This is a genomic window from Capnocytophaga sp. oral taxon 380 str. F0488 (genome assembly GCF_000318255.2).
Classification (GTDB): Bacteria; Bacteroidota; Bacteroidia; order Flavobacteriales; family Flavobacteriaceae; genus Capnocytophaga; species Capnocytophaga ochracea.
On the sequence record NZ_KB291170.1, the window covers coordinates 36,295 to 49,513 of the forward strand.

A 13,219-nucleotide genomic window follows, 5' to 3' on the forward strand; every position below is an offset into this window, starting at 1 on the left:
TTTTAATTCCCTCATTTCTTCAGCAACCGTACTCCCATATAGCCCAAAGGCAATGCCATTATTCCCAAATAGAAAGCGTGGCGTATCACTACCTCAGGAGCGTAGACTATTACTACTGCCAAGCCAAAGAGTGCCCCACCTAAATGAGCTGCGTGCCCTAAATTATATCCTTGTTGTGGGTTGAACATCATAAATACCGAATACCCAAAGTATAATGCTCCAAAGAGCCATCCTGGCAAGAAGTTTACACTCAATGCTGTAGGATATAGAGCAATAGCTGCAAAGATAATCCCCGATACAGCTCCCGAAGCCCCTATGGCGGAGTAATAGGGCTGTTTTTTGTAAATGTATAAACTGAACACACTCCCCAGGAACATTGAACCAAAATAGATAAGCAAGAACATTAGGTTCCCCATAGAACTGATAATCACATCTTGAAAGAAGTAGAGTGAAATCATATTAAAAATGAGGTGTTCCCAGTTGGCGTGCAAGAAGCCTGAGGATACCAATCGCACATAATCGCCCTTTTGCACTGCTCCTACATTGAACTTATAACGGTTAAAAAAAGTAGGATTGTTAAATCCATAATAACTCATTGCTATAGTCGCAAGAAGAATGATAATAAAAGTGATATTCATAAGTTTTATATTTTAAATCCACAATAAGATAGTAAGTACTACTGCAAAGATAATCACCAATGGCATACAAAACTGCAACCATTGTTTGTAGTTAATATTCACCATTGCCAGTGAAGGTAAGATAAGTCCCGTAGGGGTGATAAGCCCCATAATACCCATTCCAAAAAGATAAGCACTCACCACACTGTGTCCTTCTACTCCCACAACCGAAGCCAGTGACCCTATAATAGGCATCGTGAGTACCGCCATTCCTGAGGAAGAAGCTATAAATAAACTCAGTACACCAAATACTAACATCAGCATTGGCAAAAAGACCATTGGCGACATTCCTTGTACAAGATCGGTGGCATAATGCAAAATCGTACCCGATATTTGTCCGTCATTCAGTATAAACGATACCCCTCTGGCTATCCCTATGATGAAGGCTACGCTCAGCAAATCGCGTGCTCCTGCCATAAACTGACTAATAAACTGTTGTTCACTACTACGTTGTAAGATAGCAATCACAACAGCAGCTACCAAGAAGAGAGCTGTCATCTCTTGAAACCACCATTCCCATTGCGACACACCTACAATCATCACTATAAACGAGAGCGCAAATACTAAGAGCTCTATTTTAGTAGAAAGCTCTAAGGAAGTGGTCTTTTCTGGGGTATTAGCATTGTAGATTTCAGGAAGGACTACTCCATACACAATTGACTTTTCGGGGTGTTTACGTACTTTTTCGGCATAGCGAATGATATAAATAATACTTATCAGCACGCATACCGCTAAGGCTATCACACGTATGCTAAGCCCCGACGTCCAATCTACCCCGGCGGCATCTGAGGCAATAATCACCGCAAACGGATTGGTAGTCGATGCCATAGAGCCCACATTTGAACCTATGTAAATCACCGCTAAGGGTACCATTAGGTCGTAGCCCGCTGCTAAAAAAATAGGCACTAACATAGGGTAGAAAGCAAGCGTCTCTTCGGCTAATCCAAAGGAAGTGCCACCGAGCGCCAACAGGGTAGTGAGCAGAATGATAAGGATACCCTCGCGCCCTTTGAGTCGGTGTGCCAAATAGCCTACGCCCATATTTAGTGCTCCCGAACTGTTGAACACCCCTATAAAGCCTCCTAATATGAGTACGAAAAGAATCACCTCTATACTGTCGTAGATTCCTCGTATAGGTGCAAAAAGCACAGATTTAGCTCCTTGCGGGTGAGGTATGCTCTGCACATAAGTATTAGGTATCGAAATAGGCTTCTTAATCTTTTCATCTTTAAACTTGATCAACTGAATATGAATACCCAAGTCGTCGAGTTGTTCTTGAGTAGCAGGTACAGTATAAGAATTATTTGCAGTGTGTATCACAAAAGAGTCTTGTTGCTTATCATATTGCAAAGTGCTATACGAACCCGATGGCAACAAGAAAGTAAGGCTGGCAGCCAACACTATCACCAGCATCAGTACGGTGTAAGGGGTAGGGAATTTGAGTTTTTTCATTAATTCTGTTCAAGGTTATTAAAAATCGACTTGTCTCCAAATATTCATTAGGCAAAGATATGGTTTATTTTTTTATTTGAGCAAATTTTTAATACTTTTCTGACCCAAGTACATTAAATTTGCTCCAACTTATCTTTGCGTTAGATTCACTTTATCCCGATCCTTTCTTCGTTCATTGTTCGTCTTTTCTTCGTCATTCCTTCGTCTTTTGTTTGTCTTTTCTTCGTTCATTGTTCGTCATTCCTTCGTCTTTCCCCCATCTGCCCGCGTCGCTCGCACTCGTAGAATATACTTTTTCGCTTTTCACTTTTCACTTTTCACTTTTATTCGTACCTTTGCCACCCAAAAATATATAATTCAAAACTCAAAAAATGTCTAAACGTTATACCATTACGGCAGCCCTACCATATACCAATGGACCTATTCACATCGGTCATTTGGCGGGAGTATATGTGCCAGCTGATATTTTTGCACGTTATCAACGCTTAAAAAACAACGATGTAGCCTTTATTTGCGGAAGCGATGAACACGGAGTAGCCATCTCTATCAAAGCTAAAAAAGAAGGTACTACCCCACAGGCTATTATCGATAAATACCACGCGATTATCAAGCAATCGTTTGCTGATTTTGGCATTTCATTCGACAACTATTCGCGTACTTCTGCCCCTATCCATCACCAAACAGCTTCCGATTTCTTCAAAAAATTGTATGAACAAGGTGATTTTATCGAAGAAATATCAGAACAACTCTATGATGAAGAAGCTCACCAATTCCTTGCCGACCGCTTTGTGATTGGTACTTGCCCAAAATGTGGCAATCCTGAGGCTTATGGCGACCAATGCGAGCGTTGTGGTAGTTCACTCAACGCTACCGACCTCATCGACCCTAAATCGTCAATCACAGGTAGCAAACCTACGCTAAAAGCTACCAAACACTGGTTTTTACCCCTCAATCGTTACCAAGAGTTTTTGGAAAAATGGATATTAGAAGGTCACAAATCCGATTGGAAACCTAATGTATATGGGCAGGTAAAAAGTTGGTTAGACGACGAACTCAAACCGCGTGCTGTAACCCGCGACCTCGATTGGGGAATTCCCGTACCCGTAGAAGGCGCTGAAGGCAAAGTACTCTACGTGTGGTTCGATGCGCCTATCGGTTATATTTCTTCTACTAAAGAGTGGGCTGAACGCGAAGGCAAAGACTGGCGTCCTTATTGGCAAGACAGTGATACCCAATTGGTGCATTTCATTGGGAAAGACAATATCGTATTCCATTGCATTATCTTCCCAGCAATGCTCAAGGCTGAAGGTAGCTTTATACTGCCTGCAAATGTGCCTGCTAATGAGTTCCTAAACTTAGAAGGCAACAAGCTCTCTACCTCCAAAAACTGGGCTGTGTGGTTACACGAGTACTTGCAAGATTTTCCTAATCAGCAAGATGTATTGCGTTATGTTCTTACCGCCAATGCTCCCGAAACCAAAGACAACGACTTTACTTGGAAAGACTTCCAAGCGCGTAACAACAACGAACTTGTGGCTATCTTTGGGAATTTCATCAATCGCGTGGCAGTGCTAACGCAGAAATATTATGAAGGAGTAGTACCACAAGCAGATACTTATAATAACGTAGATAATGAAACACTTCGTCAAATCACAGAACTTACCGATAAGATAGAACAATCATTAGAACGTTACCGTTTTCGCGAAGCCCAACAAGAACTGATGAATATGGCGCGCTTAGGCAATAAATATTTAGCTGATGAAGAACCCTGGAAACTCATCAAAACCGACCCTGAGCGCGTAAAGACTGTAATGTACATAGCTTTACAAATTGCAACAGCTTTGGCAGTTGCTAGCGAACCTTTCTTGCCTTTCACCTCCGAGAAACTCAAACGTATGTTGCAATTGGGGACAATTACTTGGGAGAGTCTAAAAACAAACGCCACCGAATTGCTAAAAGCAGGACATCGCATAGGTGTTGTAGAACTTCTTTTCGAAAAGATTGAAGATGCCGCTATCGAAAAGCAATTACAGCGTTTAGAGAACACTAAATTAGCTAATAAGCAAGAAGCCCAAGCCAATGCTGAAACTGAAGTAGCTCCACAAAAAGAACTCATCAGTTACGATGATTTTGCAAAGATGGATATTCGCATTGGTACTATCTTGGAAGCTGAAAAGATGCCTAAGGCAGATAAACTCCTCGTTTTAAAAGTAGATACAGGTATTGATAAACGTACTATCGTTTCGGGTATAGCCCAAAGTTTCGCTCCTGAGGAGATTATAGGTAAAAAGGTAACTGTATTGGTAAACCTTGCTCCGCGCAAACTACGCGGTGTAGAAAGCCAAGGAATGATACTAATGGTAGAAAATTCCGAAGGCAAATACACCTTCATCAATCCTGATGCCGATGGAATTACTAATGGTACTGAAGTAAAATAAGAATATTATAAAAGTAGAGATACAATGTAACTCTACTTTTTTCTTTTTAAGATATCTATCATTACTGCAATGATAATGAGTAGCACTCCTATAATAAGATTTGTTGTAAGACTTTCTTGTTGAAATATCCAAATACTAATAGCTACTGCTACAATGGGCTCCATTACCCCAATAATAGCCGTAGGAGTAGAACCTATCATTCTGATAGCATAAATAAGGGTGATGATAGAAAACAAAGTAGTTACTATACCGAAACTTGTGAGCAGTAAACTCATTTTTACTTCTGGAATGGGGAGAGGGGTGCCTATAACCCATAGTTTTACAAGAAAATAAACTGAAGAAAATAAGGTAGAATAAAACGATACTTTTATTCCTGAAGCCGATATTTTAGACTTATTGACAATGAGCATATAGAGTGCATACGAAACTGCCCCAAGTAATGATACTCCTGCCCCTACATAGTTGATTGAAAAGTTTGTTACATCTTTTACACTGAGTAAGAAAACACCTATTAATACAATAAAAAGTGCTAAAATCGTAGGAAAAGTAATATGTTCTTTGAAGAAAACACCCAAAGCAAGTGCTACTATTAGTGGATACATAAAAAATATAGTAGAAGCAATGCCTGGAGAGAGCAAATCGTAGGCAAGAAAGAGAAATTCAGCTGAAAGGGCGTACAGCAATCCTAAAATAAGGAAGATAAACACTTCACGAGGGGTAATGCGCAGTGTCTCTTTTCGGTAGAAAAGATAAAACATAATAAAAAGACTCGCTGTAATAAAGCGATAGAAAAGTGCCGCATCTACCGAAAAACCTTGCTGCTTAATAGGAATCATAAACAGCGGAATCATACCATAAGTAACCGCTGAAATAAAAGCTGCTAAATACCCTTTTACTATATCTTTCATAGTAAAAATTAAAAGAGTTCCATTACATAAGGATAATAGATGATACAGAGTACAATGCTTACAGGTATCACAGCAAAGCCTACACTTCCGGCAGCAACATCTTTGATAATCCCAATAGTTTTATGATGATCGGGGTGGATGAAGTCGCAGAGTTTCTCAACGGCTGTATTGAGTCCTTCAACTGATAACACTATAGCGATACACAACAGTTGTACAATCCACTCATTGGTAGTAATGCCGAAACAAAAGCCTAAAATCACCCATACTAAAGAGATAACGATGTGTACCATCACTGGGGGTTCATTCTTTATTAAATAAAACAAACCTTGAAATACATATTGTAAGCTTTTGAGTCTTTTTCTTATAAATTCCATAATTCTTTATGCTGATTTATTTTTTAAATCGCATTCCGATAACGCCAAAGATAGCTTCACGGATAATGCTTTTATTCATTTTTGATTTTCCTTTAGTTCTATCGGTAAAGATGATAGGTACTTCAGTGATTTTAAACTTCTTGAGGTAAGCACGATACTTCATCTCTATTTGAAAGGCATAGCCTACAAATCGGATAGTATTCAGGTCGATGCTCTCTAATACCCTTCGGTGGTAACACACAAAGCCAGCAGTAGGGTCTTTGATTTTCATTCCCGTAATCACCCTCACATAGATAGAAGCCCCATAGGATAACAAGATGCGTTGTAAGGGCCAATTCACTACATTCACCCCTTTTACATAACGCGACCCAATCGCAACATCAGCACCTTGCTGACAAGCCTCATAAAGTCGCAAGAGGTCAGTGGGATTATGAGAAAAATCGGCATCCATCTCAAAAATATATTCATAGTCGCGTGCTAATGCCCACTGAAAACCGTGAATATAAGCTGTTCCTAAGCCTTTTTTCTCTGTGCGTATCTCTAAAAAAAGTCGGTTAGGGTAAATATTTTGTAATTCGCGTACCTTATCGGAAGTACCATCAGGAGAATTGTCGTCTACAATAAGAATATGAAACTCATCACTTTGGGCAAATACTGCCTTTATGATAGCTTCTATATTTTCAATTTCGTTATATGTAGGAATGACAATTAACAATGGGCAATTAATAATTTAACAAGGTGGGCATACACAAAAACTTTGCCAAAGTTAGTCGTAGCACAAGCTATCTCACTTTGGCAAAGTATTTTTTATATAAAATATTCAGTTTATCATTATTGTTAGCTGAATTACATATCTCCCATTTCTTTAGTAAGTTCAGCATTCATAGCGCGGTATACGCCTGTTTCGAGTTTCTCACGAATCGCTGAGAATGCTTCCAAAGTACGGTCGATATCTTCTTTACTATGTGAAGCGGTAGGGATAATACGCAAGAGTATCATTCCTTTTGGAATCACAGGATAAACTACTATTGACAAGAAGATACCATAGTGCTCGCGTAGGTCGTTTACCATAGCCATTGCCTCGGGAATACTACCGTGCAAGAATACAGGAGTTACGCAAGTATTGGTATTACCAATGTTGAATCCACGTTCTTTAAGTCCGTTTTGCAAACGATTTACATTATCCCATAATTTTTGTTGTAGTTCGGGCATTGTTTCCATCATTTCCAAACGTTTCAAAGCTCCTTTTACATAAATCATTGGAAGTGATTTAGCAAACATTTGAGAACGAAGGTTGTATTTAAGATAATCTACTACTTTGGCATTTCCAGCTACGAAAGCCCCAATACCTGCCATTGATTTGGCAAAAGTGGAGAAATAAACATCAATTTCATCTTGTATGCCTTGGTGAACACCAGTTCCTTCTCCACGAGGGCCTAAGGTACCAAAACCGTGCGCATCGTCTACTAAAAGACGGAAAGGATATTTCTTTTTAAGGGCTACGATTTCTTTAAGTTTGCCTTGTTCGCCACGCATCCCGAAAACGCCTTCTGAAATCACCAAGATACCGCCTCCTGTAGTTTCAGCTAATTTGGCAGCACGTTCTAAGTTTTTCTCAAAGCTTTCCATATCATTATGTTGATAGGTATAGCGTTTACCAAAGTGCAAACGTACCCCATCGATGATACAAGCGTGTGAATCGACATCGTACACGATAACGTCATTCTTAGTTACCAAAGCATCAATAATAGATACCATTCCTTGGTAACCGAAGTTAAGTAAATAAGCAGCTTCTTTGTGTACAAATTTGGCTAAACGTTTCTCAAGTTCTTCGTGCATAGTAGTATGCCCACTCATCATACGAGCCCCCATAGGGTAAGCCGCACCATACTCGGCAGCTGCTTCGGCATCTACTTTGCGGACTTCAGGATGATTGGCAAGCCCTAAATAGTCGTTGATACTCCAGTTGAGGATTTCTTTTCCTTGAAATTTCATATGAGGGCCTAATTCCCCTTCCAATTTAGGGAATACATAATACCCCTCGGCGTGGTCTGACCAGCGCCCTATACTTCCTTTATTTGCATAAATATGCTCAAATAAATCTTTCATTCGTTCTTTATCTTATTTTGTTAATTGATAATTGTTAGTCTATAAATCCTTGTTTTTTCATCCAATCGTCACTATAGATTTTGTTCATATAGCGCGAACCGTGGTCGGCGAGGAGGGCAACTACAATACTATTTTCGTCGAATTTACCTGCCTCAGCATATTGTTTTACCGCTTGTATTGCAGCCCCACTGGTGTAGCCCATAAAGAGCCCCTCGGTACGTGCTAATTTGCGAGCCATAAGTGCTGCATCTTTATCGGTTACTTTGATGAACTCATCAATAACATCGAAATCAGTAGCAGTAGGAATCAAGTTTTTACCTATTCCTTCTATTTTGTATGGATATACTTCAGCAGGGTCAAACTCTCGTGTCTCGTGGTACTTTTTGATAGCCGAACCATAGGCATCTACCCCTAATACTTGCACTCTTGGGTTTTGCTCTTTTAGGTAGTGGGCAATACCTGAAATAGTACCGCCTGTTCCACTACATACCACCACGTGAGTAATCTCGCCTTGAGTTTGTTCCCATATCTCACGACCTGTCTGGTAATGAGATTCTGGGTTTAGTGGATTAAAATACTGATTGATGTAAATTGAATCGGGGATTTCGCTGTGTATGCGTTTTGCGACTTCATAATAAGATCGAGGGTCATCGGGAGCAACATTTGAAGGACACAAATGCACTTCAGCTCCTAAAGCTTGTAGCATTTCCACTTTGTCGTGAGAAGATTTATCGCTAATTGCAATGATACAGCGGTAGCCTCTTAGGGCACTTATCATCGCCAAACTGTAGCCTGTATTGCCAGAGCTAGTTTCTACGATGGTACTACCTGGTTTAAGTAATCCCTTACGTTCGGCATCTTCTACAATGTACTTAGCCACCCTATCCTTAGCAGAATGACCCACATTGAAAGCTTCGAGTTTAGCAAAATAACGCCCTTTGAGCCCTTTGGTAATTTTATGTAATTCCAAAAGAGGCGTATTACCAATGAGTTGTAGTAAGCTACTATGTACGTTCAATGATTCATCTATTTTCATTAGTTACTTAGTTTATTTTGAGTGGCAAAAATACGAATAATTTATCAATTAGCAAATTTCGATAAGCCCTTGAAAGTTGAGTTTATAAGGTTCATCTTTATATAGAGGGAGGGTTTCATCTGTTACATTGCTAAGCCCTACACCAGCGTAGAAAGTGCGAGCATTGTGTTTTTCGGCGTGTTTGCGCACCACTTCCATAAATACGATATCATACTCGGTAGGGTCGTCGCCATAAGGCACAGCCCGCACAATAATGAAGTATTTTTGGTTGTTTTTATCTACACATACAAACTGAGGGTCGCGCTTGAGTTCACTATTTACCAATAGGAATTCCCATTGTAGTTCCTTTTGTAAGGCTTCACCTACAATGTTCATTGCTAAATTGTGGAGTTCTTGACCTGTGAGAGGTGTCATATTCACTTTTTATATAGCGACTATTTTGCCAATTGTTCTAAGCCATATACTATCAAATCTTCTACTACTTTTTTAGTATCCTTGGTGAAAGTACCTGTAGGGCGATTGGCAATGATAGCATTGAGTGAAACAGCTTGGTGTCCTAAGAGTTTAGAAAGCCCATAGATAGCTGAGGTTTCCATTTCGAGGTTCGTCATACGATGCCCATTATGATTAAAACTGTGTAGTTTATCATTGAGGTCAGGGTCTTGCACTGGTAAGCGCAATACGCGTCCTTGAGGACCGTAGAAGCCTGGAGCAGTACCTGTAATACCTTCAAATACTCTATCGGTGAGGAGGCGTTTTTTGAGTTCCTGTCCGCAAGCGATGATATAAGGGCGACCTTTGAGAGGATTCCAACCTGTATGAGCAATAAAAGCCTCTTCCATAGCGAGTTCACGTACCTTAGGACTATCTTTATACGAATGAAACATATTGTCCATACCCAATCCGTGAGAAGATAGCACAAAACTATCAACAGGTATATCAGCTTGTAGAGAGCCCGAAGTACCGAAACGCACTATATTGAGCGAGGTGAGCTGCTCTTTGGGCTGGCGTGTATGTAAATCGATGTTGGCAAGGGCATCGAGCTCGTTGATCACAATGTCGATATTGTCAGGACCTATACCAGTGGAAATTACAGTGAGGCGTTTGCCTTTATAAGTACCAGTATGGGTACAGAATTCGCGTTTTTGGGTGCTAAATTCTATATTGTCAAAATAAGCACTCACACGAGGTACACGGTTAGGGTCGCCTACCAAAATAATGGTATCGGCTACTTGTTCAGGTCGCAAATTGATGTGGTAAATACTACCATCGGGATTCAAGATAAGTTCAGATTCTTTAATCATAGTATGGTGGGTTTTTAATTCTAAAATATTATTACTTAATTATATTTAACTTATTGCATTATTTTCTTTAAATAACTTTCAATAGCTGGTTTACATTCATTGTTAAACAGCTGTTCTAACTTATGAATTTGAGAATGTAAATCTGAAATGCTTTCATTAGTTACCTTATTTAAATAGATAAGTATTTCGGATTCACGCTTGGCATTTATCTGTGCAAACATACTGGTCATTTTATGAGCTATTGCCTTAATACCTTTGTAATCCTTATTATCAACATAGATTTTTAAGTTTTCCAAGTTAGTATCTGTTTCGGCTAAGAAATGTTGATAAATATTAACAATACCTTCTATATCATCTCCCATAAAGTTTTCTAACACCTCAGGAGTATATCCTCCTGTGGTAGCATTATCGGTTAAGATAATTGTCTTTTGTTCTACTTTGGTGTCGAGCTTAGGGAAAAAGACTTTTAGTTTCTCATAAAACTGCTCAGGAGTAAACGGTTTAGGAAGGATACCGGAGAAGCCACTCTTCATATAGAAACTTTCGGGCACGTCGCGTCTGCCTGTAATGGCTAATACAGGAAGCGGGTTGTTCTTATACTGTTCATTAAAGAGCGTTACAAAGTGGAAGCCATTCATTTCGGGCAATTGTATATCGGTAATTACCAAGTCGAAATTATGGTTAGTCATTTGAGTAAACGCATCTTTACCATTGTTAAATGTAATAGCGTTAATGTCCTTCTGCTTCAAGAGTTCTTCAATGAGACTAAGGATAGAGAAATCGTCATCAATTACTATAATTGAAATCTTATTGGCGGGCTTGTTTGAGGTTATAATTTGAGGTGCTTTGGTACGCTCTACTACTTTTTCGGCTAAGAAGCGTAAGGTAAAGGTACTGCCCTTGCCTTCATTACTCTCTAAATATATCTTACCTCTGAGCAGATGCGCTAATTTTTGAGAGATATGCAAGCCTAAACCAGAACCTCCATAACGCTTAGAAATCTCATCGTTGGCTTGAGTAAACTCATCGAAAATGTGTTGTTGTTGTTCTTTCTTTATACCAATACCTGTATCGGTAACGGCAATACCTATTTCATACACATCGTTGCTTAACGGACGTGCATCGGCTTGTATGTGTACGTTCCCGCGTTCGGTAAACTTAAAGGCATTAGAAATGAGGTTATACAATATCTGCTTCACACGATAAGCATCGCTTGAAAAGTTTAGATTATTTACCGTTTCGGAAAAAGTGAAGGTAAGGTTTATTTCCTTAGTTTTATAAGCTGACTTCACATTATTGGCTACCTCATCAATAATTTCGGCGGTATTGAAAGGAACTTTTTCAACAGATATTTTTCCTGCCTCGATACGAGTATAATCTAATAGTTCATCTACTAATTTAGAAATATATTCTGATGAATACTTGATATGTGAAAGATAATTCTTACCCTTATCGGAGATTTTCTGTTTGCTAAGCAATTCGGAATATCCCACAATAGAACTCAATGGAGTACGCAAATCGTGGCTTACCATAGAAATGAGTTGCTCACGGTTTTTCAGTAGATTATACGATTTCCGGTTAGCGGTTTCGAGTTTGCGACGATAACGTTGAGAGGTAACAAAATCATTGATAATCACAATAGAAGAAATGGCAATAATGCCCAAAGCTACCAAAAAGGCTAACATCAATAGGTTTTTACTATTCTCAAAAATAGCTCGACGCTCTTGACTTAGTTTTTGTGAATTAGCCAATACCTCTTCTTCAAAATTATGTAGTAGGTCGTCAAGTTTTTGAGATAAACGCACATCGTTTTGCCAAAGGCTTTGCATTCGTTCATTAATTTGGCTTTTAGACTCTTGCGTATCTTCATTTACCTTATTGAGCAAGGTAAGCGTTTCCATTACTACCTTATCGAATTTGGTATTTTTGAACGTTTTTGGAATCTTGATGTTCTTATATTTCTTTAAGATAGAAGCAATATCAGTAGCGGGAACAGGGGTATATTCTCTATTTTTACGTCGAGAATAGGTTTTGTTATATACTTCATAACCTAAATAAGGTTCCAAACTTGAGAGTTTACTGATGGCACTGCGAATAATGATAGAAGTACTGTCGCTTTCTTGAAAAGCTTTTAACTCCTGCAAGTTTTCACTTTTAAGATTTAGCAAAGAAGTAATAGTATCGAGAGTTAAGAGCTGTCTTTCGGAAGTAATATCACGACGAAATTTTAGTACCTCATTCTGTAAAGTAACATTCTTTTCTAAGAAAACTTGAAGCGCTTCTCTATCATCGGTACGTATAGCGACCCTTCCTGCGCTTTCGGTATCGTTCATCAGGGTGAGTATCTTGCTAATTTGGATAATTTTATTTCTGTCTTGCTGGTTAATTTCTTCTTGGTGTGAGAGTTTTTGTATTTCTTTATAAACTACATATCCAGCTACAATAGACACGCAGATGAGCAATACATAGCTCACAATAACTTTAAGAGTTACTTTGTTTGACTTCATTTTGAGTATTTTAGTGCGTAAAAAAGACATTTATTAACCGACAAAAGTACGACTTTTTTTTAAATGTACAACTATAATAAGAAAAATCTATATTTTTAAGAAATAAAAGATAAAAAAATGGTTAATGATTAATGGTTAATGGTTAATGGTTAATGGTGAAATTGGGAGAGGATTATACAAAGCTTATAAGATAGTTGAACAATGAGAGGCTTTTCAGTGGGTCTACAGTGGCTCTACAATGAATAAAAGACGGTGCGAGTTGCACGGGCAGATAGAGAAAAGACGAACAAAATATCTTCTCCCCAATCACATACTCTCCTATTCGGAGACTACTCCCAATTAGAGGGAGTGTAGTAACGGAAAAGTGAGACGAACAAAAAACGGTGCGAGCCGCACGGGCAGATAAAAAATGAA

At 39.0% G+C, this 13,219-nt stretch carries 11 protein-coding genes; 1 reads left to right on the forward strand and 10 read right to left on the reverse strand.

Going from position 1 to position 13,219, the window contains the following annotated elements:
• Positions 1-11: 11 nt before the first annotated feature.
• Both HMPREF9078_RS00320 and HMPREF9078_RS00325 read right to left on the reverse strand, forming a co-directional pair.
• Positions 12-638, reverse strand: a complete 627-nt coding sequence (locus tag HMPREF9078_RS00320) for a rhomboid family intramembrane serine protease (protein ID WP_009418719.1) — start codon at positions 636-638, stop codon at positions 12-14.
• 12 nt (positions 639-650) lie between these two features.
• Positions 651-2,129 carry a YfcC family protein gene (locus tag HMPREF9078_RS00325; RefSeq protein ID WP_009418720.1) on the reverse strand — a complete coding sequence of 493 codons (1,479 nt, stop codon included), beginning with the start codon at positions 2,127-2,129 and terminating at the stop codon, positions 651-653.
• A 371-nt stretch (positions 2,130-2,500) separates the two neighbouring features.
• On the opposite strand from HMPREF9078_RS00325, the gene metG reads away from it, so the two are divergent.
• The gene (gene metG / locus HMPREF9078_RS00330; RefSeq protein WP_009418722.1) at positions 2,501-4,567 is read left to right on the forward strand and encodes a methionine--tRNA ligase; all 2,067 of its coding nucleotides are present in this window, start codon (positions 2,501-2,503) and stop codon (positions 4,565-4,567) included.
• Between the two features lie 32 nt (positions 4,568-4,599).
• Here metG and HMPREF9078_RS00335 read toward each other — a convergent pair whose 3' ends face one another.
• The 8 genes from HMPREF9078_RS00335 to HMPREF9078_RS00370 all read right to left on the reverse strand — a co-directional run bounded on the left by HMPREF9078_RS00335 (position 4,600) and on the right by HMPREF9078_RS00370 (position 12,805).
• Positions 4,600-5,475 carry a DMT family transporter gene (locus HMPREF9078_RS00335; protein ID WP_009418723.1) on the reverse strand — a complete coding sequence of 292 codons (876 nt, stop codon included), beginning with the start codon at positions 5,473-5,475 and terminating at the stop codon, positions 4,600-4,602.
• An 8-nt stretch (positions 5,476-5,483) separates the two neighbouring features.
• Complete coding sequence (locus tag HMPREF9078_RS00340) at positions 5,484-5,849, reverse strand: diacylglycerol kinase family protein (RefSeq protein WP_009418724.1); 366 nt, start codon at positions 5,847-5,849, stop codon at positions 5,484-5,486.
• A 16-nt stretch (positions 5,850-5,865) separates the two neighbouring features.
• Positions 5,866-6,564 (reverse strand): polyprenol monophosphomannose synthase, encoded by a 699-nt coding sequence (locus tag HMPREF9078_RS00345; RefSeq protein ID WP_009418725.1) that lies wholly within the window; start codon positions 6,562-6,564, stop codon positions 5,866-5,868.
• A 131-nt stretch (positions 6,565-6,695) separates the two neighbouring features.
• Positions 6,696-7,958, reverse strand: a complete 1,263-nt coding sequence (locus HMPREF9078_RS00350; protein ID WP_009418726.1) for an aminotransferase class I/II-fold pyridoxal phosphate-dependent enzyme — start codon at positions 7,956-7,958, stop codon at positions 6,696-6,698.
• Between the two features lie 34 nt (positions 7,959-7,992).
• Positions 7,993-8,994 (reverse strand): PLP-dependent cysteine synthase family protein, encoded by a 1,002-nt coding sequence (locus HMPREF9078_RS00355; RefSeq protein WP_009418727.1) that lies wholly within the window; start codon positions 8,992-8,994, stop codon positions 7,993-7,995.
• Between the two features lie 48 nt (positions 8,995-9,042).
• Complete coding sequence (locus HMPREF9078_RS00360; protein WP_009418728.1) at positions 9,043-9,408, reverse strand: hypothetical protein; 366 nt, start codon at positions 9,406-9,408, stop codon at positions 9,043-9,045.
• Positions 9,409-9,428: 20 nt separating this feature from the next.
• Positions 9,429-10,298, reverse strand: coding sequence for a nucleoside phosphorylase (locus tag HMPREF9078_RS00365; protein ID WP_009418729.1), 870 nt, complete (start codon positions 10,296-10,298; stop codon positions 9,429-9,431).
• 50 nt (positions 10,299-10,348) lie between these two features.
• A complete protein-coding gene (locus HMPREF9078_RS00370) occupies positions 10,349-12,805 on the reverse strand; it encodes an ATP-binding protein (RefSeq protein ID WP_232305269.1) in 2,457 nt (818 codons plus the stop codon).
• Between the last annotated feature and the right edge of the window lie 414 nt (positions 12,806-13,219).

Excerpts from the sequence above, each read along its gene's own strand:
- HMPREF9078_RS00365 (WP_009418729.1), bottom strand. The coding sequence starts at position 10,298 with ATGATTAAAGAATCTGAACTTATCTTGAATCCCGATGGTAGTATTTAC.
- metG (WP_009418722.1), top strand. The coding sequence starts at position 2,501 with ATGTCTAAACGTTATACCATTACGGCAGCCCTACCATATACCAATGGA.
- HMPREF9078_RS00370 (WP_232305269.1), bottom strand. The coding sequence starts at position 12,805 with ATGAAGTCAAACAAAGTAACTCTTAAAGTTATTGTGAGCTATGTATTG.
- HMPREF9078_RS00340 (WP_009418724.1), bottom strand. The coding sequence starts at position 5,849 with ATGGAATTTATAAGAAAAAGACTCAAAAGCTTACAATATGTATTTCAA.
- HMPREF9078_RS00350 (WP_009418726.1), bottom strand. The coding sequence starts at position 7,958 with ATGAAAGATTTATTTGAGCATATTTATGCAAATAAAGGAAGTATAGGG.
- HMPREF9078_RS00320 (WP_009418719.1), bottom strand. The coding sequence starts at position 638 with ATGAATATCACTTTTATTATCATTCTTCTTGCGACTATAGCAATGAGT.
- HMPREF9078_RS00335 (WP_009418723.1), bottom strand. The coding sequence starts at position 5,475 with ATGAAAGATATAGTAAAAGGGTATTTAGCAGCTTTTATTTCAGCGGTT.
- HMPREF9078_RS00355 (WP_009418727.1), bottom strand. The coding sequence starts at position 8,994 with ATGAAAATAGATGAATCATTGAACGTACATAGTAGCTTACTACAACTC.
- HMPREF9078_RS00325 (WP_009418720.1), bottom strand. The coding sequence starts at position 2,129 with ATGAAAAAACTCAAATTCCCTACCCCTTACACCGTACTGATGCTGGTG.
- HMPREF9078_RS00360 (WP_009418728.1), bottom strand. The coding sequence starts at position 9,408 with ATGACACCTCTCACAGGTCAAGAACTCCACAATTTAGCAATGAACATT.